An 18,275-nucleotide genomic window follows, 5' to 3' on the forward strand; every position below is an offset into this window, starting at 1 on the left:
AGGTCAATTTTTACACTAAAATAGGAACTTTATTCCAGTTATTTTATAGGAACATATTTTATTTTACAAATAGTTTGGGAGATGTCTCTTTCAAGTGGATGTTTAACCGCTTTTTCGAATGAAATTGATGTTTTTTTTAATATTACCGAATAATGTCGGCTATATTCTTGAAAGTGTATCATATTTTTTTCACTTATTAGAATATTTATTACATATTTGTATATAACTAATTGCTATCTATAAGAACGAACGTCTAATTTTGCCCAGTGCATTATTTTCGCCGATATGGTTAGTTTTTTAATGCCAGACACTTATGAGTTTTCGCTAAATATGATATTCCCCCGCATATATAACCGCTTAGTTAATATATTACTCTCTCCATAGTATATGATATCCACCATGAAAACCCTTCCCATTTACATCATTTTATCGCTTCTGTTTTTAGGTTTTAACCGGGGATCAGCCCAGGTGCCGACAACAACCAGAAATTATATTGTAGAGACTACGGTTAAAGTAGAAGGTAAGCAGACTCCAGAAAGTCTACTGGGCCTGCCTGTCGAATCGGTCAACAAGACCGTTAAGTATCTGGATGGAATGGGAAGACCAACACAGGTCATTGTATGGCAGGGAAGCCCCTCCAAAAGAGATCTGGTCACACCAGTGGTATACGACAACCTCGGCAGGGAGGATAAGTCCTACCTGCCGTATTCAGCTACGCTTGCGGGCAGCGACGGTGGCTATAAGGCCTCGGCACTCACCGATCAGAACCTTTTCTATACTACCCCTGGGACAGCAACCACCGGTTGGCTCGCGCCTGGCGTGACCGCCATGCCAAACAATACGGCACATGCTAAAACGGTATTCGAAGCAGGTCCGCTGAACCGTGTACTGGAACAGGGGGCGCCCGGAGCAGCCTGGCAACCTGTCCCCAACAGTACTACGGGACATACGCAGAAGATGGAATATGGTACGAACGCAGCTAACGAGGTAAAGTACTGGCGCGTGAATGCCACCGATAACGGGGCCGCTGCGGTTAGTTACCAAACGGACAGGTTGTTCAAGACCGTTATAAGGGATGAGAACTGGAAAGTTGCCGATGGTAAGGGCGGCACCCGTGAAACATTTAAAGACGTCGATGGCCGTGTTGTATTAGAGCGGGTATGGGAAAGCAATGTCAAGAGCCTTTCTACCTACTACGTCTATGATGACCTGGGTAATCTGAGGTACATACTACCTCCGGCGGTTAACGAAGACGGGCAGGCCGTATTGAGCAGCTTTACAGAGAGTGTGGCCGCTTTTGAGAATTTTATCTATGCCTACCGCTATGACGGACGCCGGAACCTGATACAGAAGAAGGTGCCGGGCAAGGGCTGGGAATATATGGTCTATAATAAGGCGGATCAAATGATCCTTAGCCAGGATGCTGCGCAGCGCATACGTAAGGAATGGAGCTATGCACGGTATGATAAACTTGGCCGTGCTGTTTCTATAGGTCTCTACACCAATACTGCGCAGACTACGCTGGCACAGATCCGTACACTGGTGGATAATTTTGCGGGCCCGCTGTGGGAGGACCGTAAGGGAGCTGCCAGCTATGCCAATACCACATTTCCGGTCGCGGGGACAGGTGTCACGGTTAAACCGCTATCGGTCAGTTATTATGATAACTATAGTTTTACGGGCGCTTCAACTCTTCCCGTGCAGAATGTAACGCACAGTTTACTGACACAGGGCCTTTCCACCGGCAATATTATTTATAAAGACGACGGTACGGCACCGTTGCTCACGGTAAGTTACTATGATGATAAGGGCAGGGTGATACAGCAGGCTTCCCAAAACCATCTCGGCGGTACAGATTACCTGACCAATACCTATAGCTATATCGGGGAGGTGATGACAAGTAGGCACGATCACAAAGCTTCACCCAGTGGAGCGGTAACCAGTATTCTCACGGCTTATACCTACGATCATATGGGCAGGCTTGTGGATACGAAAAAGACGGTCAACACCCAGTCTGAAATTATACAGAGCCATCTTGTCTATAATGAGATCGGACAGCTTCGGCATAAGAAGCTGCACAGCGTGGACAATGGCACAAACTTTATCACTCAGGTAGATTATAGCTACAATGAGCGGAGCTGGATAACGAAGATAGGCTCGCCACACTTTACCGAAGTGCTACGCTACAACGATCCAACTGCAACAGCTGTTGCGCAGTACAATGGCAACATCTCCGAACAGCACTGGGGCCATGGTACTACTGCTACACCCAACCGTTTTGTATATGCCTATGATAAGCTGGATAGGCTGCTCAGTGGAATCAGTACGGGTATAACCATGAGCGAAGTGCTGACCTATGACAACATGGGGAATATCTTGACGCTCAAGCGGAATAATGCAGCGACAACCAGTTATGCCTACACGGGCAACCGGCTTACAGGTTTATCAGGAGGTATTACGGGAAGCTATACTTATGATGTCAATGGGAATGCGACAACAGACCGCACGGGTATGGCGTTTACGTACAACCAGCTTGACCTGCCCAAAACTGCGACAAAGACTGGCACAAGCGTAGTTTACATGTATAATGCGACAGGATCGATGCAGCGCAAGACAACTACTGTTGGAGGTACGGCGACACAACGTGATTACGTGTCGGGTATTGAGTACAACAAGCTGGGTAGTGCAGCGAGTAAGATTGAGATGATCCATACGGAAGATGGGTATCTACAGCGCGACGAGAGCAATAATATCTATTTGTACCGGTATAACCTGACGGACCACTTGGGCAATGTGCGTGCAACTTTACAGCCTTCTGGCGCGGCAAGCGCTACCGTCATCCAGAAGGACGATTATTTTCCGTTCGGCAAACGTAAAGGTATCCTTACCTCTGGAATTAATAAGTATCTTTATAACGGAAAGGAAAGGCTGGACGAGCTTGCAGGCGGTAGCCACACCTTTGGAAGTTCTTACACACTGGAAGGGCAGTACGATTACGGAGCGCGTTTTTACGATGCAGAGGTAGGGAGATGGAACGTGGTGGATCCGCTGGCAGATAAGTACCACAGTTTCTCGCCGTATGTGTATGCGATGAATGACCCTATATATTACATCGATCCAGATGGTCGGCAGACTGCGTCTCTCGATTGGGGTGCGACTTATACGGGAATGGCAGCCCAAAATTTTCTGCAGGGCTATCTGATGCAGTATTTTCCCGGCGAGGACATGTATTATACACGCCTTCCCGAGGTAAAGGTCGCAGCCTATCGGCTCACAGATGATATGATCTGGGATATTGCCGAGGCGAGCTATAAAGCATTCTGGGCGGGAACAGGTTTTACCAGATATGTAGCCCCCTCACACCGGCACCTGTTTGGGCCAAATCCGTACCGGCCTTCAGCGGGACCGCAGACTGCCGAGGAATGGGAGCGCACTGGAGATATTGTGGGCTCAAGCGAAATTCCTGGTTTGGCGCAGGTCGGCGATCTTATTTCGTTAGGTAGCAATATTTACCAGGGCAATGGCGTTGGGATAACTTTATCTCTCGCAGCTTTCGTGCCCGGTGGCAGTCAGGCTAAACTTGCCGCTAAGATGAAGTTTGTTAAAGATTTTGCAACAAAGAATACCAAAAATTATAGTGCTTATTTTAAGTCAGAGAGAGAAGCAAGAAATTTAGCAAAGACAAAATTGGGTAAAAATCCAGTGGAAATAGAAACTAATAAATGGAGAAGTAGTGATGGTAAATGGCAATATCGCGCTAAACCTGGCGATGTTGATGATAAACATATACATATAGAAGAATTAAACCCCAAGACGGGAGAAGTATTACAAAACTATCATTTGAGATGGGAATGAAACAGATTAATATAGAAGCAGAAATTAGTATCAAAAATTTTAGCGAGCAAATACAACTTAAATTGCATCTTAACCAAATTGTTGGCGTTGAATTGTGTATGTCACTTTTTTTATTAAAAGAGAACCTTATAAATGCAATAGGTTTAAAATTTAGAAATTTTTTCATCCTATTTAAATCAAGTGGAGATCGGTTTTCATATTGTGAATCCGTAGCTCTCGATAACGGAGTTTTTAAGGGGCAGATATCAAATGATAGCCTTGATTATATTTTACATTATATTCTAAAATTTTATCGAGACGGAATTGCTGAAGCTGAACATGTTGATATCGATTTTTTGAATAATAACGGAAAAGAACTAACACTAACTATTAGCTGCAACATATATCAAGAATACTCTGCCGATGAAATAAAAAAAATGTTATAAGGATTTAAAGATATAGGCAAGTTTATGAACAACTTAGTAAAGAATTATCATTACCTTTTACAGGTATAGAACAGGACTGGAACCTTTCATGGCTACCCACTAATCAAGTAATTATTAAGTTATGATTAAAATACAAATAAGTAATCCAGAGGTACTGTCACTAATTGAGGAAGAAATCATAAATTTAGAAGATGCTATTGAAAGTATTTTTCCTTTAGATACCGAATATCTCATTTTGATATGGAATAATATATTTATTCCATTAACTTACAAATATGATATATCGTTGATGGTTCTTGATTTTATAAGAATATTACATTTCCTGAAAGATGATAAAGGTGATAAATTAGAAATACATTGGGCTTCTAATACATTTGTTTCTATTTGGAAAATGAAAAAAATAAATAGTTCTGTCAATATTAAATCAGAATGGGAAACTGTAAATGGGGGGACACAAGATCTGCTTAATAAGGTAAATGAAAACACATTGCCTGTTAGTGATTTCGAAAAAGAAATAAAAAAAATATTGTTTTTTTTAAAAAATTCATTAGAGAAAAGTGGACTTAACTGTCATCTAATTGAAGATTTTGAAAAACTAGAAAAAACATGCCGATAAGGAGGTAGAGACACAATAGGGCTGGACGGGTACAAAAGGCACTATAAAAATTTATGATCGTAAAACAGCGTACCTGTTAATTCCTTAATTTTTGATTATGATACTGAAAAAAGAAGCACTTGAACAACTTAGTAAGGAATTATCATTACCTTTTACAGGTGCAGAACAGGACTGGGATATAGAAATGGCAGATTCTCAAAGAATTAATGACTTTCTTGAATTTTATCATCGGCGTGATGTGTCTACTGATAATAAAGTAGCTGTAATGTCTCTTGTTCTTGCGTCGTATGAAGATTTTCTAAACGAGAATGATTTACAAACTGATGAAAGTTGGGATGCCATCAATTTGATTTTAGAATCTGAAAAAGCAATTTTTATTGATTTAATAAATTATTGGTCATTGAGTAATGAATTTGAAGAAGAAAATATTTTCCGAATAACACCGCTTATAAGAAGTATAAAATGTAATTAATTAGTTTAAATTTTGAGACAGCCTCTTTTTTTGTTTTAGCCGGATAAATTCTTGGTAGTGGGGCGCGTCAAAACACCGAAATGCTTCCGGTGTTAGCATCGGTAAATGGCAAATAAGAATGCAGCATAATTGGCTATTTATACTGATTAGTTTTTTACAACCCGACTACCGGCCGCTCCCCGTCGCCGTAAAAGTAGTTAAACAGTTGGCTGGGTTTGAGGCCAAAGGCTTTCGCTAGACCGTAGACTTCGTCCGCATATAGTTCTTGCAGCTCTCCATTTTGGAGTCTACTGAATCGAGACTTCTCCATCCCAGAGGCGGTAGAAATACTGTTATTAGAATTTGCATAAATCATAATAAATGCTTGCAATTTGGTCTTAGCTTTACTTAGGTCTATAACTAATTCCCATTTGTAATCTTCAAAAAGTTCACTGCAGAGAAGATCAATATCAATTTCAGCGATATTTGCAACAGCATTGAAAACCTTTCCCATTATAAAACTGCGATCACCAATTATCCCACTAATGAGTTCTAAAATAGCTTCTGATTCCTCATTCCTATTTCTGATTATTTTTTCAACTGTAGCTTTAAAAGCAATTGAACTAAGATGTCTAGTCATATTTAAAGAGATTTTTTTAAAAAAAAACTGCAACATTTGTTGTTGTTTTTATTTTAGATTGTTATCTTTGTATTGGTCAGTTTATTCTGATCTGCGTCTCGTCAAAAAAACCAGCAATTTTAATGACACGAGGCCTTTAGGAGCATATTCCCGATTTTGTATATCTTTGTACAATTTATGGGAGAAGCTCCTACTGGAATCCGTGTCGGTCCTTGCTGGTACCATTTGACGGAGGAAGGTAGGAGCTTTTCCTTTTTTAATGCCCTCTCTCTTCCAAAGACTCATTTTATTTTTTACTAACCGCTTAAAAAATGATGCGATGAAAAGGAAACCCGTACTAACCCCTCAAACACAACGACACTTCTGCGAAGTGCAATTCTGCCGTCGCCTTTGCGACAATAGTACTCTTATCCATCCGCTCGAATAAATAGTACACGATATTCGGATGCTAACGAAGACTGCTTATCTAAAATAGCAGATGCACCAAAGCGGTTCTCCGGCAATAAGAAATGCCTTGGTCGCTCGTTTTCATTCGATACCGATCCTTCCATGTATACCAAATATGTATGCATGGCATAATGGCACAGAAGGACCCATACAATTTATTATTTAGCAATATAAAAGTAGCGTCTTTTTCGCGGTTATGCAAATCATCGCACAGCTAAAGGTATAGAAGGGTCGGTTTTTGAAATAAATTACAAACACAAATAATTTGAAACAATGAAAAAACAACTTTTTAAAAACATCATCAAATCTCCGGAATAGCCGGACAGAAACCACCCGATCCTGCGCCTGGATACCGTATTATTGACCTACGTGAACACCCCCGTGAGTAGCGCCCAATAGGATCTTTTTTAGGAATTAATTTATGAAACAGAGGTATCTGAAAAGAACGGAGTAGTTTTTTTTGTCATCCCGACTTTGGAGGGATCCAAACACTATGGATAATGACAAAATAAAAATACACACTTTTTAGAATGTCTCACAACCACCAAAAATAATGCGAAAATTACGCAAAGGGGAATGCTATGCGCTATTGCGAACGATACGCGCTGCAATAATTACAACAAAAAGATCGCTACAGCGCTGCGCGCAACGCGATGACGTTGCTACAGAAGAATTGTCTGAGAGATTATCGCGTCACTCCGCTCCTCGTAGTGATGAGGGTAGCAGCAGGAGGAGGCGGTATAACCTTTCTTTAATAGGAATGATATGTTTCATCGTGTTGTTTAGTGAGGCCCAGGCGCAGTCTGCTGGAGAGCAGGCTGCCGCCAATGGGTTAGCTGTAATCAAACCGCTCCAGATCGGGGATACGATCCCCGAGGCGCTGTGGAACCTGCCATTACAGGTCGTAAACCATCCCGATGGTAAGGATACCATCACACTCAACGACTACCGCGATAAGAAGCTTATTATACTGGATTTTTGGAGTAGCTGGTGCAGCAGTTGCATAAATTCTTTTCCTTCATTAGACAGCATCCAAAATGTTTTTAGGGATGATCTACAAATTCTTCTAGTGAATCCAGCGTCAAGTAAAGATGACCGCTTACGTATTCTGTATATCATGGAGCAGCAAGGTCGAGGGGTAACGGGCAGTTTCGCAGTCCCAAGTATATATAATGATAAAATAATAACCAAATACTTTCAGCCAAAAGTATACCCTCGTTTGATCTGGTTAAATGAGAAAGGCGAGGTACTTGCTATTACTGGAAAAAAGGAACTAAACCATGGACGGTTACAACAGCTGTTGCTGAAAGAAGGAGGTGATCGTTATGGCAACTAAACTACTGACTGCGGTACTATGTTTCTTTTTCCTATGTGTGTCCGCGATTAATAGTAACGCACAGACCGGTGTCAAAAGGATTTGGGGAGAGGTAATTGATGAAAAATCCGGAAAGACAATTGAGGGTATAAATATGAGATTCTCCAGAAGTCTTACGAGATCGCAATCGGATAGTACAGGAGCATTTTATCTTTTGCTCCGCTATCCTTTTGATACCCTGATATTTTCTGGTATCGATTATGAAGAAGTTCGACATCCTGTCAATGATACTACGGCGCTCCCCCTGATGATGGAGTTGCGGCGATCTAACAATGTTATAGAGGAGGTGGTTATTGAATCCGGATTTCAGAGTATACCGAAAGAGCGGGCAACCGGATCGTATGCCTTCATTGACAGTTCGCTTTGGAACCAACGAATTGGCTCGAACGTGATGAGCAGGTTGGATGGATTAACAAATGGGCTATTAACAAATAATTTGAATCCGGATAATCCCACGGTACAGATCAGGGGACTTTCTTCTCTCGGGTCGGAATCAATGAAGCCTTTGGTCATTCTGGATAATTTTCCGTTTGAAGGGGACCTGGATGCTCTCAATCCTAATGATATTGAATCTATCTCTATCTTAAGAGACGCCGCCGCCGCATCGATCTGGGGAGCGCGCGCAGGCAATGGTGTTATTGTAATCAAAAGCAAAACAGCTAGGGTGGGACAGCGTTTATCGACCAGCGTGATCTCCAATATGACTGTCTCGCCACGCCCCGACCTATTCACCTCAAACCATTTGCCTACGCCCGAATATGTAGAGATGGAAAGGATGCTGTATGAAAAAGGATATTATACGGCTCGGTTTTCTATGTTAAGTAGCCCCTCTATCCCTTTAGTAGCAGAGCTTATGGAAGAGAACCGATTGGGTTATCTATCGGACAATGCACTCGAAGAGCGTCTCGACGCTTTAAAACGAGAAGATTTTAGGCATGATATGCAAAACTACCTCTACCGACGGGTAGCAAATCAGCAATACGCAGCCACTATGTCGGGCAGCCGTGACCGCTTAAGTTTTGTGTTATCTGCTGGGTTTGATAAGAATCTAGAACATCGGATAGGAGATGCGAATCAGCGATTTAATTTGCGGTCCAATAATACAATCCAATTTACTGATAAGCTTAATATGCAGGTGGGGATATGGATGGCTTTTCAAAACAATACCAACAACAGTCCTGGTGGATATGGCGACTTCAGGGGCATTTCGGGGTATAGCCAGCTGGCGACGCCATCGGGGGATGCATTACCACTTGATATCTATTATCGCAGCCTTTTTACGGACACGGCTGGGGGCGGGCAGCTTTTGGATTGGAAGTATCGCCCGCTTCAAGAACTGGCTTTATCTGATAAGGTGACTCGTTCGAATGATATTATCATTAATTGGGGAATGGATTATAGCTGGAAATATGGATTTACCGGTAAGATAAAATTTCAAAAGCAGTTTGGAAATGGTGAATCTAACCATTTGAATCATCAGGACAGCTACTATACACGAAACCTCAATAACAGGTTTACGCAAATTACTTCAGGTGATGTCGAAAATCACATACCACGGGGCGCTATTCGGGAATCTTCTGAAAATACCAGTTCTTCATATAATATAAGAGCACAGATTGATTTCCATCGAAGCTTTGGAAGGCATGAGGTAAATGCAATTATCGGATCGGAAGCAAGGGATCTCAAAAATGAGTCCGCAACGAGCATATTGTATGGTTATGATAAGGATAAACTCACATTTACCAATATAGACCCTACTACGCAATATGCTAGTTTCAACAACCTATTCGGCTGGAATTACATCCCCTTCGGAGCAAATCTTAACAGATATGTAAATAGGTTCATTTCATTGTACGGAAATGGAGCATATACATATAGCAATAGATATACTGTGACAGGAAGCGTGCGTAGGGATGCTTCGAACCTGTTTGGTGTATCGACAAATCAAAAGTGGAATCCGCTTTGGTCGGTTGGTGGATTATGGCATCTGTCAAAGGAAGATTTTTTTGAATTTTCCGCAATAAAGAAATTATCACTTAGAGCAACTTACGGATATAGCGGGAATATCCCGTTAAATGCTACAGCACTTACACAGATCAACTATTATGGCGGGGCATGGAGCCCTGTCAATGAGAATTTTGCAACCGTGTCTATGGGGCCCAATCCATCGTTGCGGTGGGAAACTGTTAGAACTACGAACGTAGGGCTTGATTTCGAAGCATTTTCCGCAAACAGATTAAAAGGTAACATTGAATACTACAAGAAGAAGTCTACAGATCTTTTCAATTCCACGAAGCTGGATCCGATCGTCGGAATGTCGATACAGCCAAAGAATTCGGCGGCTATCGTGGGGAGTGGGCTTGATATTAGCCTATCGGCTTCTCTAATCGAAAGACGTTTTAACTGGAGCAGTATGCTTCTATTCAGTTATGCTGATTTCAAAGTCACACAGAATCTTGATCCCCCCTCACTGGATGGTCTGGTCTCATCAGGACAGGGTATCTTTCCCGTAGAAGGATATAATCCCTATCTCATAGCCAGTTATCGCTGGGCAGGTCTGAACCCTGAGAACGGAAACCCAAGGGGTTACCTCAACGATGAGGTAAGCGAGGACTATATTGCAATGCAATTAAACACGATCGAAGATCAAATATTGCACGGTCCTTCTCTTCCGCCGTTTTTCGGATCGTGGAGGAACACATTCCGATGGAAAAACTGGAGTCTGCTAGCCGGACTGAACTATAAGTTCGGACATTATTTTCGAAAGCATGCGCTGAATTATGGCACACTGTTTCAGTATGGGGAATCGAACGGGAATTTAGAGTACGTAAACCGATGGAGAGAATCTGGAGACGAAGTTCACACAAATGTTCCCTCCATCCAATACCCTGCTAATTCGCGTCGAGATAATTTTTATAGATATGCAGACATAAATGTGCAAAAGGCTGACCATATCCGACTAAATGAACTGCGGCTGCAATATCAGGTGCATGCTACAGGGATCTCTTTAATTCGCTCGCTTTCATGCCATGCGTTCGTCGATAACATGAATGTTATGCTATGGAAAGCAAATACTTTCAACGTCGATCCAGAAAACTCGATCGGATTTCGCCGACCTATCAATTTTTCACTAGGTATCCAACTAAACTTATGATCATGAAATTCTATATTATAATATTGCTAGCCATTTCAACAAGGGCGCTTTCTTCCTGCGAGACATTTCTCGACGAAAAAAGCTCGGCTAAGATTGCCTCACCCTCTTCAACGGAGGATGTCGAACTACTGCTAAAAGATTATGGTAAATTCAATGCCGTATATCCCTACGCTTCCGAGATTGCGTCGGACAACTTTTTCGTCAGTGTTCAGCATTTAAATGGTGCATCTGAGCGGGAGCGAAGAACTTACCGATGGGAACCGAACGATGACGTCGGCCCATTCTGGTCTTTCCCGTACTCAGCCATATTCTCAGCGAATATAATCCTTGAGACATTAGACCACGTTAAAACAGCTGATTTAGAAAAAAAGAAGAAACTATACGCGATGGCCCTGTTTTGGCGTGCATTCTATCATTATGCGCTAGCAGATCTGTTTTGTAAACCGTATATGGCAGGGTCGGCTCAGACAGACTTAGGTATCCCTTTAAAACGGACCGCTGATATCAACAAGGTGCCGCAACGTGCAAGTGTAAAAGAAACTTATGATTTTATTATAAAAGATATTGAAGCGGCTATTCCTTCATTAGACGAAGGATTGTCAAACAAATTTCAACCAAACAAGGCTGCGGGATACGGCTTACTTGCGCGGATCCACCTGGCTATGGGTAGCTATGCGAAAGCAGGTCTGTATGCGGATTCATGTCTGCGTATTCAATCAACGTTGGTGGATTACAACGCGCTAAACACCGCACAAAATATACCTTTTAAAGTGCGGAACGATGAAGTGATCCTTGATGTGCAGGCATCGGTCTCTAATCTGCTTAATCGTGCGCGGGGCCGGGTTGATACCTTGCTGGTTCAAACCTATGATATGGACGACTTGCGATTGAAGGCATTTTTCATACATAATGCGGATGGTACAAAGGGGTTCAAAGGGCATTATTCGGGTGCTAGTGCTGCAATTCAATTTGTCGGACTTGCCACCGACGAAATGTTCTTGATCAGAGCTGAATGCAACGCGCGTGCAGGAGACATTGACAAGGCGCTTGTCGATTTGAATACCCTACTGAAACACCGTTGGCAAAAAGAGAGGTTTGTCGAGTTAACTGGTTTAGACAAAGATGAGCTCTTGCATGTTATTCTTTTAGAAAGGAGAAAGGAGTTACTTTTTCGTTGTTTACGATGGTCGGATTTGAAACGCTTGAATCAGGAAAATAGATTTAAAAAAACGCTGAAAAGAAAACTTGATGATGATGATATGTTAGCACTTGAGCCAAATGGTGAGCGATACGTGTTTAAAATTCTTCGGGAATCCATACTGTTCAGTGGGATAGAGCAAAATCCTTAAAACAAGATCGCCCTCCCTTCGATTGATGGGAGGGCGGTCTTGCACTACACTTATTCCTTCATTGAAATTTGAGGATTAGTGGTTGAACCCGCTTGCTCAGCTGCCCAAAGTTGGCTTTTTACAGCATCGAATTCTGTCGGAGCTGGCGCATTGCCATTTCCTGTATTGGTGGGCAAATTTACCCCACATACGTGCTCCCCTGGTTCACAACTTGCTTCCGACCGCTGGTAGTTATTGATATCTTCGATATCACTCTGATTGGTGGAATTAGATGTGTACTCGTAGAAGTACGATGTTTGTACCGCCGAAGTTTCAAACGACATCATCGTTAAACTTGTTGCTGCAATCGCCATAGCTGCTAAGGCCATTGCATTTTTTTTGAGTGTTTTAAGCATTTTGCTTGTGTTTATTTGTTTTTACTGTTTTTGGTAGGGAACAGCTGTGTTCCCTAGATCCTTCCTATCCTGCGCTTGCCCATTTTCTGTACGGTGCCGGGGCAAGCGCTTGGGATAGTCTGAAATGTCTTTTGGCGACAAACCCTTTGCCCGGACTAACCTAGAATCCAAGTTCCGCTGTAAATAGTTGTGCTATTCTCTTTGAAGCCTATCGGGCTTTATGTTTGTGTTCTCACCTCCGTTCGAATTCACATCTCGCAAAGGCGATGAAAAAAATGTTAGACTCTTGTGTAGTATAACGCCTGTAATGCTGATGGTTAGAAAGAGTAAGTTAAACCAAAAGTGCTGCATCCAGCTCATCCCGCTGATCACCGATCCGCATGCACAGGGTACCTTGCCCCATGCGCCTAAAAGAGCCAACCCGACATAACCGGTAAAGGCTGCCATCAACACGGACGATAGGAGAAAGGGATTTGTTAAATGAAATCTCCAGATTCCCACGTTACTTCGTTTCGCTGAATGACGGAGATTCTGTATCACCAGCAAAATGACTATCGAAATTTCTAAAACAGGCAAGGTGTAGATAACTATCCAAGCAATGGTATAGCTTAATGGTTGCTGAAGGATTCCGTATTTAAACTGTTGAAAATTTATTAATTTATCGATCGATACGGGGATCCACAGTAGGAGTAAGGCTACGGTGATTGCTTGTACTATGTATTGTCGTGTTCTCATATGCGTTGTTGCTGATGTGCGAATTTGTTAATCCGCAGATTTGCCTTTTATTGTGTTTGATAAATCAAAGGTAGAGCATGAAAGTGGGGATGCGGGGGGACAGATTTCAGAGGTGTACCGCCGTTTCTGGGCAATGAGGAAGGGTGTGCCTAGGCGTAGGGGGAAATTTAGGCTATTTTTGGGAGTATCTGGATTCTTATTGATATTTGGGTTTTTGGTGGTATGCGCACTGTTTTTGGTGCCTAATGGGTAGCGGCTTAAGGGGGGAGCTGGGGGGAGTCCCCTAGTTTTTTAAAATAAAGTTTCAGTAAAAATACATCAAAGATTAATAACAGGCAAAACGGTTGTAAATAAAGGCTTTACAGCCGTTTTATGATTTTTTGGTAATGAGGTAAAAAGCAGTAAAAAGCGAGGTTTGGCAAAAGTAAGGTTACTAAAACGTTACTTTTAAACATTAGAAACAATCGTTTTAAAATACTGTATTTCAGCTTTCTGCATAGTTTCTCATATTGTTCCGTAGCTCACATAGGTTTAATTTTATCATTAAGAATTGTGAGTATGGAAACGACAAAAAAATCAACATTTAAGGTATTGTTCTACCTTAAAAAGAACGCCCCAAAGAAAAACGGAAAAGTTACGGTTATGTGCAGGATTACCGTAAACGGCAAACAGTCTGCATTCAGTACAAAGCTGGATATTTCCGCAACAAATTGGGATTTGAAGTACGGAAGGGTTTTAGGTAAAAGCCGAGAAGCCCAAGACACGAACGGCAAACTTGACAAGATACGTTTGGGTATAGAAGATTGCTATTCCAAAACCCTGAAGAACGAGGGCACTGTAAACAGTGCTAAACTCAAAAACGCTTTTCTTGGAATGGAAAGCGGAGAACTGACCTTTTTTAAGTTCTATGAACAGTTCTTATCCGACTATGAGAAAAAGGTCAATATTCAGATATGAAAGGGCTTAAAAACAGCAATCTTCAAGATTTCTTTGACGGTAACCAGTGGATTATTGTGCGAAGAAAGAAAACAGCTACGTCATCAAACGTGATGCTCTTAGATATTCCAAAAATGATTATTGAAAAATATGCAGGATTGTCAAAGGACGGAAAGGTATTTCCTGTACCATCAAATACGGTTTGTAATGACAGCTTAAAAAGAATATCTCAATTGATTGATTGCCTTAAAGAAAAGAAAGTAACCTTTCATTTAGCACGTCATACCTTCGCAACATTGTTTTTGAGCGAGGGTGTTCCATTGGAGAGTTTGAGCAAAATGCTAGGGCATAAAAACATTGCCACCACACAGATTTATGCCAAGATACTTAATGAGAAAGTTGGTAAGGATATGCAAAAGGTATCGCATAAATTCAAGGGTATGGAACAGTCTTTTGTTTCGCAACTATAAAACCAATGAAGTGATTAAAGAAAGCCAATGCAAGAAACTGCATTGGCTTTTTTGTATTTTTGAAGTCAATAAAACATCAAAATATGATTGAACAATTTTCACAAAAGGCGCAAGAAGAATTAAAATCTTATGTTTATATTTTAATAGACCCAAGAGATAATAAAATATTCTATGTCGGAAAAGGTTATGGAAATCGTGTTTTTTTTCATATTAATGAAGCGATATTCAACCCAAGCGGAACTGAAAAATTAGAGATTATAAGAGCGATTAAATTAGAAAATCTAAAAGTAAAACACTTTATAGTTAGACACGGATTAGAAGAAAATGAAGCACTAATAGTTGAATCTGTTTTAATTGATTTTTTAACTTTTAAGGATTTTGCGGAGATTGCGAAAATTTCAAATATTGTTGCAGGACATTATTCGTTTAATCAAGGGATAAAAACTGTTAATGAGTGTGAAATACTTTACAATTGTGAAGTATTAAAAAATGAAGATATTAAACATAACATTTTGGTAATCAATATAAACAAAACATACGATAATAAACGAAAAAAGAAAAGTGAGAACCCAATTTATGACAGACCAAATATTTATGAAGCAACTAGAGGTTGGTGGGTATTAGACAAAAACAGAGCAGAAAATTCAGATTTTGTTTTAGCAGAATATAAAGGTGTAATTAGAGCGGTATTTAAACCTGAAAAATGGGTTCAGGATATTGAAAATAGAGGTGTAAAAAGATGGGGATTTGAAGGTTCAGAAGTTACTTCAAAAGAAATTCTTGATATATATATGAATAAAGAAGTTTCTAAAATTAGAGGAATGGCAAATCCAATTCGCTATTTTGAAAAAATCCCCACTACAAATAACGGGCGTTAATCGACTAACGCTGATAATTATCTTCTAACACTTTCACAATATCGCTTTCTCGGAAAAGGATTTTCCGTTCGAGCTTGATAAAAGGTAGTAGTCCGTCATCCCTGTACTGTTGCAACGTTCGTTTGCTGATGTGTAACATCTCGCAGACCTGTTCGCCTGACAGATAGATTTCCCCTTTTAATAAAGGATGGAAATACTCCCTGATATACAGCAGTTCATTTTTGATGCCTACCACAGCTTCCAGCAAGGCAAGCATATCTTCGTTTGAATCTCCAATCTGTTTCATTTCTTTTGCTTTTTTAATGGTCGCTCTCCTTGCATCAGTAATTCCACTTCGGACAATCTGAAATACGTCTTCCGATTGATCTGCGTTGCCCCAAGAATACCCTTTGCCCTGTATGTCTGCAATGTCCGTTTGCTGATGTTCAGCAGTTGGCAGGCTTCCTGCTGGTCGAGCCATTTCGTTGCCTGTTGCAATGCCTTGTAGGGTGCGGTCATTTCCTTAATCAAATTGGAGACTTCCCTTGCTTCCCTATGCAGTGCCTTTAAAATCTGAATGTCTAAAACTGTTATTTCCATATCCACGTCATTTAAACTTCGAAAATAAAAGCTATTCACATAGGTTATTCTAATGTTGCGTTCAGTGGCGGTATTTGGCGTTCAGTTGCCAAATACTCGGCTATAATCCCAACTTTGGTTTGTTGTTTTTCGGGCGAGCCTGTTGCGTTTTGATTGTATTGCCCATTCTCAACGCAGGCTTTTTATTGACTTTTACAGCTTGACTGTTGTCAGCGTTTTCGTAATCCGAACGGATAACCATTTTTGTTGCACCTATCACGCTTTCGGGTTCGGCAGGTTGTTTTGGCGGTTCAGTACGTTTGCCACCGAACAGCTTGTCCCAATTTAATAATCCTTTTGCTTCCCTGAATTGGCGTTTAAAGTTGGCGATGAAATTGGAAATCGGGTCGCCGTGCTTATCAACCTGTATCAAAGGGTTATGCTCTTTTTTCGTGAGTTGCTCTTTCTCTTTTCGCTCTTTGTCGGTTGTTGCTTTTTGTGCCATAGGTTCAAAATTTTGCCCAATATAGAACACAAGGAATCGCTTTGTTTCCCTATGGCATTTAGTGGCAGTCTTTGGCTTGTGTTGGCACAATATAAATGGAAAGCAATCCTCAAAACACTTTAAATTTTCCTCGCAAAGCCCCTTCACATTTAAAAAGTTTTGTACGGATAAGGGAAAGCATACCAAAAACACCCAATTCCTTAGCCCATACGTGTTTTAGTAACCTTTCATTTATTGGAATGGGATTAAAAAAAGAACAAAAGGAAGCAAAGATAAGGCGGACAGCCACCGCACCGCCCAACCAAAAGCTTACGGCATAATGGCAGGGCAAATATGGTGGCTTCGCCGAGTTGTTCTGTTTGTCCTGCCACCCTTCGGGACTTATTCCGTTTCCTTTTGGTTTTAACACCTGTCCGCCTTGTTTGAATGGCTTTCTTTTTTTTCTGTTTTTTTTTGTTTTGGAAAATAATTTTAAGGAGGAGCTCCGCACCACGCCCGACACCGCACCACAATCAAAACAACGGTTTGTGTTTCTCGTTATAGATTTCACTAATCAATTCACCGAACTCCTGAAAGTGGTATTCGATAATGTTGTCGAGATACGCATAAATTGTCAGCTTGTCAATGCCCATAATGTTGGTAAGCCTGTTAAACCTATCGTGGTGTTCCTGCCGTACATAGACCGATTTTCCTTTGCTTGCCGTTGTGTTCGGGATTTTAAAAAACTGTTCGCAATAATCCTCTTTGTTCAGCTTCTTTGGCTTGGAGGTACTTTTTTTCGTGGTCTTCGCTGAAGGTTTGGTTTGTTCCGTTTCGGTTTCCGCAGGTTCGTCCCCTGCTATTACCTGCATAAAGGCTTCCTCATCCACATCGGGTTTGGCAAAGTCGTCCCGATTTGTTAATGTTTGTTTTTCCTGTTGGGGATTTTTCTTATCGTTACCGATAATCATTTCCATAAAATCCTCTTTTTCGGGTTGCTGATTTTTGTTTTCTTCGTGTATCATATTTCTCAATTTTAATATTATATCCAATTAGCTGTTTCCCTAGTTAAGTATTCAGCTGTATATACTGGTGTATCTATGTAACCACCTATTTATCTACGCACCTGCATACCCTTAATTGGCTAGTTCATTAACTCAAAAAACTGTAATTCGTCTGCATTCAATCACGCAGATTAGCTGTCGGGATTTATGCTGTTTAGTTACTTTAATAAGGATATAACCAATCAGCCAACTAACTATATACAAAAGAAATGAAAGCAGTCCCAATCCGTATAGAGGTGGTACTATTTGGCGTTCATTGGCTTTATTTGACGTAATTGTAAGTGACTGTTATTCAAATAGTCTTATCGAACTTTGTAATCGGAAGCGATGGGTTTTCCCTGCTAATTCCAATCCGTTTGCAAAACGGATTTTCTGAACCCGTGTTCAGAGCAAGTTATCCTTTGAGGTCCTCGAAATGAATTTCGGCACTCAAAGGCACTTGC

General features: G+C 41.1%; 21 protein-coding genes. 11 read left to right on the forward strand and 10 right to left on the reverse strand.

What is annotated here, in order from left to right:
* The first annotated feature begins 399 nt into the window (after nt 1–399).
* From FAZ15_RS14315 to FAZ15_RS14330, 4 genes are all read left to right on the forward strand, one after another.
* Nucleotides 400–3,855 (forward strand): DUF6443 domain-containing protein, encoded by a 3,456-nt coding sequence (locus tag FAZ15_RS14315; protein ID WP_162304954.1) that lies wholly within the window; start codon nt 400–402, stop codon nt 3,853–3,855.
* Nucleotides 3,846–4,280: a hypothetical protein gene (locus FAZ15_RS14320; RefSeq protein WP_136901997.1), complete on the forward strand. Its 435-nt coding sequence runs from the start codon at nt 3,846–3,848 to the stop codon at nt 4,278–4,280. The genes FAZ15_RS14315 and FAZ15_RS14320 overlap by 10 nt, the downstream gene beginning before the upstream one ends.
* A 121-nt stretch (nt 4,281–4,401) precedes the next feature.
* Entirely contained in the window at nt 4,402–4,896 is a 495-nt protein-coding gene (locus tag FAZ15_RS14325; protein WP_136901998.1) for a hypothetical protein, read from the forward strand.
* 97 nt (nt 4,897–4,993) lie between these two features.
* Nucleotides 4,994–5,368, forward strand: a complete 375-nt coding sequence (locus FAZ15_RS14330) for a hypothetical protein (protein ID WP_136901999.1) — start codon at nt 4,994–4,996, stop codon at nt 5,366–5,368.
* Between the two features lie 154 nt (nt 5,369–5,522).
* Here FAZ15_RS14330 and FAZ15_RS14335 read toward each other — a convergent pair whose 3' ends face one another.
* Nucleotides 5,523–5,987: a helix-turn-helix domain-containing protein gene (locus FAZ15_RS14335; protein ID WP_136902000.1), complete on the reverse strand. Its 465-nt coding sequence runs from the start codon at nt 5,985–5,987 to the stop codon at nt 5,523–5,525.
* Between the two features lie 407 nt (nt 5,988–6,394).
* The gene (locus FAZ15_RS22515; protein ID WP_162304955.1) at nt 6,395–6,538 is read right to left on the reverse strand and encodes a hypothetical protein; all 144 of its coding nucleotides are present in this window, start codon (nt 6,536–6,538) and stop codon (nt 6,395–6,397) included.
* A 449-nt stretch (nt 6,539–6,987) separates the two neighbouring features.
* Between FAZ15_RS22515 and FAZ15_RS14340 the strand changes: the two genes are divergently transcribed.
* From FAZ15_RS14340 to FAZ15_RS14350, 3 genes are read left to right on the forward strand one after another with little or no spacing between them, the layout of a single operon-like run.
* Nucleotides 6,988–7,770 carry a TlpA family protein disulfide reductase gene (locus tag FAZ15_RS14340; RefSeq protein WP_136902001.1) on the forward strand — a complete coding sequence of 261 codons (783 nt, stop codon included), beginning with the start codon at nt 6,988–6,990 and terminating at the stop codon, nt 7,768–7,770.
* Entirely contained in the window at nt 7,760–10,963 is a 3,204-nt protein-coding gene (locus tag FAZ15_RS14345; RefSeq protein ID WP_136902002.1) for a SusC/RagA family TonB-linked outer membrane protein, read from the forward strand. The genes FAZ15_RS14340 and FAZ15_RS14345 overlap by 11 nt, the downstream gene beginning before the upstream one ends.
* A gap of 2 nt (nt 10,964–10,965) precedes the next feature.
* Complete coding sequence (locus tag FAZ15_RS14350; RefSeq protein WP_162304956.1) at nt 10,966–12,312, forward strand: RagB/SusD family nutrient uptake outer membrane protein; 1,347 nt, start codon at nt 10,966–10,968, stop codon at nt 12,310–12,312.
* Nucleotides 12,313–12,362: 50 nt separating this feature from the next.
* Here the strand turns inward: FAZ15_RS14350 and FAZ15_RS14355 are convergent, their stop codons facing one another.
* From FAZ15_RS14355 to FAZ15_RS14360, 3 genes are read right to left on the reverse strand one after another with little or no spacing between them, the layout of a single operon-like run.
* Nucleotides 12,363–12,707, reverse strand: coding sequence for a hypothetical protein (locus FAZ15_RS14355; RefSeq protein WP_136822881.1), 345 nt, complete (start codon nt 12,705–12,707; stop codon nt 12,363–12,365).
* 21 nt (nt 12,708–12,728) lie between these two features.
* Entirely contained in the window at nt 12,729–12,878 is a 150-nt protein-coding gene (locus FAZ15_RS22870) for a hypothetical protein (RefSeq protein WP_238387264.1), read from the reverse strand.
* A 21-nt stretch (nt 12,879–12,899) separates the two neighbouring features.
* Nucleotides 12,900–13,442, reverse strand: coding sequence for a MauE/DoxX family redox-associated membrane protein (locus tag FAZ15_RS14360; RefSeq protein WP_202912402.1), 543 nt, complete (start codon nt 13,440–13,442; stop codon nt 12,900–12,902).
* A gap of 52 nt (nt 13,443–13,494) precedes the next feature.
* Between FAZ15_RS14360 and FAZ15_RS22520 the strand changes: the two genes are divergently transcribed.
* The 4 genes from FAZ15_RS22520 (at nt 13,495) to FAZ15_RS14370 (ending at nt 15,726) form a co-directional block, all read left to right on the forward strand.
* Nucleotides 13,495–13,695, forward strand: coding sequence for a hypothetical protein (locus FAZ15_RS22520; protein WP_162304957.1), 201 nt, complete (start codon nt 13,495–13,497; stop codon nt 13,693–13,695).
* Between the two features lie 305 nt (nt 13,696–14,000).
* Nucleotides 14,001–14,399 (forward strand): Arm DNA-binding domain-containing protein, encoded by a 399-nt coding sequence (locus tag FAZ15_RS22875; RefSeq protein WP_238387265.1) that lies wholly within the window; start codon nt 14,001–14,003, stop codon nt 14,397–14,399.
* The gene (locus tag FAZ15_RS22880) at nt 14,396–14,848 is read left to right on the forward strand and encodes a site-specific integrase (RefSeq protein ID WP_238387266.1); all 453 of its coding nucleotides are present in this window, start codon (nt 14,396–14,398) and stop codon (nt 14,846–14,848) included. The genes FAZ15_RS22875 and FAZ15_RS22880 overlap by 4 nt, the downstream gene beginning before the upstream one ends.
* Nucleotides 14,849–14,931: 83 nt before the next feature.
* Complete coding sequence (locus FAZ15_RS14370; protein WP_136902004.1) at nt 14,932–15,726, forward strand: LEM-3-like GIY-YIG domain-containing protein; 795 nt, start codon at nt 14,932–14,934, stop codon at nt 15,724–15,726.
* Nucleotides 15,727–15,730: 4 nt separating this feature from the next.
* Here the strand turns inward: FAZ15_RS14370 and FAZ15_RS14375 are convergent, their stop codons facing one another.
* The 5 genes from FAZ15_RS14375 to FAZ15_RS14395 form a co-directional block, all read right to left on the reverse strand.
* On the reverse strand, nt 15,731–16,012 hold the full coding sequence (locus FAZ15_RS14375) for a helix-turn-helix domain-containing protein (protein WP_136902005.1): 282 nt from the start codon (nt 16,010–16,012) through the stop codon (nt 15,731–15,733).
* Complete coding sequence (locus FAZ15_RS14380) at nt 16,009–16,305, reverse strand: helix-turn-helix domain-containing protein (RefSeq protein ID WP_136902006.1); 297 nt, start codon at nt 16,303–16,305, stop codon at nt 16,009–16,011. Before FAZ15_RS14380 ends, FAZ15_RS14375 begins: the two co-directional genes overlap by 4 nt.
* Nucleotides 16,306–16,405: 100 nt before the next feature.
* Nucleotides 16,406–16,789 (reverse strand): hypothetical protein, encoded by a 384-nt coding sequence (locus tag FAZ15_RS14385; protein ID WP_136902007.1) that lies wholly within the window; start codon nt 16,787–16,789, stop codon nt 16,406–16,408.
* A gap of 109 nt (nt 16,790–16,898) precedes the next feature.
* Nucleotides 16,899–17,198 carry a hypothetical protein gene (locus FAZ15_RS14390; RefSeq protein ID WP_136902008.1) on the reverse strand — a complete coding sequence of 100 codons (300 nt, stop codon included), beginning with the start codon at nt 17,196–17,198 and terminating at the stop codon, nt 16,899–16,901.
* Between the two features lie 103 nt (nt 17,199–17,301).
* Complete coding sequence (locus tag FAZ15_RS14395) at nt 17,302–17,793, reverse strand: DUF3408 domain-containing protein (protein WP_136902009.1); 492 nt, start codon at nt 17,791–17,793, stop codon at nt 17,302–17,304.
* Nucleotides 17,794–18,275 lie beyond the last annotated feature (482 nt).

Source organism: Sphingobacterium olei (assembly GCF_005048855.1).
Taxonomy (GTDB): Bacteria; Bacteroidota; Bacteroidia; order Sphingobacteriales; family Sphingobacteriaceae; genus Sphingobacterium; species Sphingobacterium olei.